The following is a 2,505-nucleotide window of genomic DNA, read 5'->3' as shown; positions in this document are numbered from 1 at the left end:
CTTTTTGAGCTGTATCGGACAAAGAATCCAAAACTCCGCATTCTCTTATAAGATTTCCAAACATCAAGAAACCTACAAGCGCAACTGATTGATAAGCGATCAAACCAGCTACTACAGTAACTATGATAGGGAACAAAATTTTAGTAACCTTAGAAACACTCTTAGGTGAGTATTCCATACGAATAAGTCTTTCTTTCTTTGTTGTAACAAGTTTGATAACAGGAGGTTGGATAATCGGAACTAACGCCATATATGAATAAGCCGCCACAGTTATAGGTGCAAAATATTTTGTACCGCTCTTTATTGCAACATATATAGCAGTGGGACCATCTGCAGCACCAATAATACCTATTGAGGCAAGGTCAGCAAGGGTAAAATGTACACCAGGGATCAAACCAATTGCCGCTGCTGCCAAAATTGTAACGAATATACCAAATTGAGCCGCAGCACCAAATAACAACAGTTTAGGATTAGAAAGCAATGGACCAAAGTCTATCATTGCACCAATTCCTATAAAGAGTAGTAAGGGTAGTGCTTCTGATGCTTCAATTGTACCCTTAAAGAGCCATTCAATAATTCCACTTTCCCCCAAAACACCCGAAAGAGGAATGTTGACTAATATTGCGCCAAAGCCCATAGGTATCAGCAAAGACGGTTCCATCTTTTTTCTTATACCTAAGTAAATCAAGACACCGCCTATAAGCCACATTACTGCATATTGCCAATTAAAATTTCGGATTCCCTCCAGTAAGTACTCCATAAGTAAAACCTCGTAATCTTATAGTAAAATATTTGATAAAATACAATAGTATTTTCAAATCATAATAAACTTATTGTTAAAATACAACCAATTAAATATACCATCATAATTAATACATTGTCAAGCTTATGTATTTATTGACAAAATATTAATAATTAATTCTTTTTTTTGTATTAAATATCAATCTTATTTATATAAAATATATAATTTTTTATATAAAAACTATTTTTTGATTATTTCATTATGATATAATCAAAAAAAAAGGAGGAAGCTTAGGCAAATGAACAGTTTTTTTGCGTTTTTAAACCGTATGAAATATATACAACGCTGGAGTCTTATGCGAAGCACAGTACCTGAAAACATATCAGAACACAGTCAACAGGTCGCAATGATAGGGCACTGTCTTGGCGTAATTAATAATGCTGTTTTTGGAGGAAATATTAATCCTGATTATATCTGTTCGCTTGCAACTTTTCATGAGGCTTCCGAAGTGATTACGGGCGATTTGCCTACACCTATAAAATATTATAATATGTCTCTTAATTCGGCATATAAAGAACTAGAAGATATTGCTCAAGACAAACTTTTAGGCTATTTGCCGCAAGAACTAAGAGAATATTATATTGACATAATTAAGCCTGATACATCATCATACGAATACAAACTATTAAAAGCTGCAGATAAGATTTGTGCGTTAATAAAATGCATTGATGAATTAAAGGCAGGCAATACAGAATTTAGAAAAGCCAAAGCAAGTATCGAAAAAGAAATTGCGCGATTCAATCTTCCAGAAGTAAAATACTTTTTGGATAATTTTTTAGATGCTTTTTCTCTTTCGCTTGACGAATTGTCTCAAGAATAATAAAAAAGACCGTCAATTTGACGGTCTTAAAATTTTTTTATAGAGAAAAAGCTGGGGTTAAATCGACATTTTCTCCGTTTAGGTCTTTTATAAATAACGCTCTTATATAGCCTTTTGAAAAGTCGGTTGAATGAACATAAAATTCTCTGCCATAATAATATTTTGCCAATTTATAATATTTTGAGTTGGTATGCAAAGCTATTGCTTTATATCCCGTTTTGGTACATTCATCTATAACTTTATTGATAAGTTCGCTTCCAACACCGTTATTGTTAAGCTCAGGGTCAACTCCAAACCTGTATATATAAGCCAATTTATCTGACAAAGCCTTAAATCTTATCGAACCTACCGGATGACCGTCAAGATAAGCAACATATACATGGTTGTTGGTTATATCGTTTTTTACATCATCCAAAGTTTCCAAAAGAGCAGGAGATATATAATTTGATGCTGGATTTAGTGCTTGCTGATACACTAAAAATGCCTTGTGTGTCAGATTCAAAATCCATTCAGCATCATCAATTTGGGCCTTTTTTATTTCAAGCATATTTAGTCCTTCATCAAAAGTGTCATGATCGCCTTTTGAACATGCATTCTGTTTTCTGCCTGTTCAAAAACTACGCTAGCAGGCGAATCTATTACATCTGCTGTTACTTCTTCTCCGCGATGAGCGGGTAGGCAATGCATAAAGACAGCTTCCTTTTTTGCTTTTTGCATAATACTTTGATTAATTTGATAGGGCATGAGTGCCTTATACTTCTTTTCGTCTTTCTGCTGTCCCATGCTAAAAAATACATCTGTATAGATAACATCGGCATTGACAGCGGCTTGATTTAGGTCATCAGTTATAGTAACTTTGCCGTATTTTTGAGCTTCTTCGACC

General features: G+C 34.0%; 4 protein-coding genes. 1 reads left to right on the top strand and 3 read right to left on the bottom strand.

Features of this window, described 5'->3' with window-relative positions:
• A partial coding sequence (locus VIL26_07420; protein HEY8390756.1) for a sodium ion-translocating decarboxylase subunit beta occupies window positions 1-760 on the bottom strand: 760 nt, incomplete at its 3' end.
• Between the two features lie 280 nt (window positions 761-1,040).
• Between VIL26_07420 and yfbR the strand changes: the two genes are divergently transcribed.
• Window positions 1,041-1,622, top strand: a complete 582-nt coding sequence (yfbR, locus tag VIL26_07415; GenBank protein HEY8390755.1) for a 5'-deoxynucleotidase — start codon at window positions 1,041-1,043, stop codon at window positions 1,620-1,622.
• A 37-nt stretch (window positions 1,623-1,659) separates the two neighbouring features.
• Here yfbR and VIL26_07410 read toward each other — a convergent pair whose 3' ends face one another.
• Window positions 1,660-2,169, bottom strand: coding sequence for a GNAT family N-acetyltransferase (locus tag VIL26_07410; protein HEY8390754.1), 510 nt, complete (start codon window positions 2,167-2,169; stop codon window positions 1,660-1,662).
• A gap of 2 nt (window positions 2,170-2,171) precedes the next feature.
• A partial coding sequence (locus VIL26_07405) for an ornithine carbamoyltransferase (GenBank protein ID HEY8390753.1) occupies window positions 2,172-2,505 on the bottom strand: 334 nt, incomplete at its 5' end.

Source organism: Clostridia bacterium (assembly GCA_036562685.1).
In the GTDB taxonomy this organism is placed as follows: domain Bacteria; phylum Bacillota; class Clostridia; order Christensenellales; family DUVY01; genus DUVY01.
The sequence above is the reverse complement of the archived record's forward strand: the minus strand, read 5'-3'. Positions and strand labels throughout refer to the sequence as shown.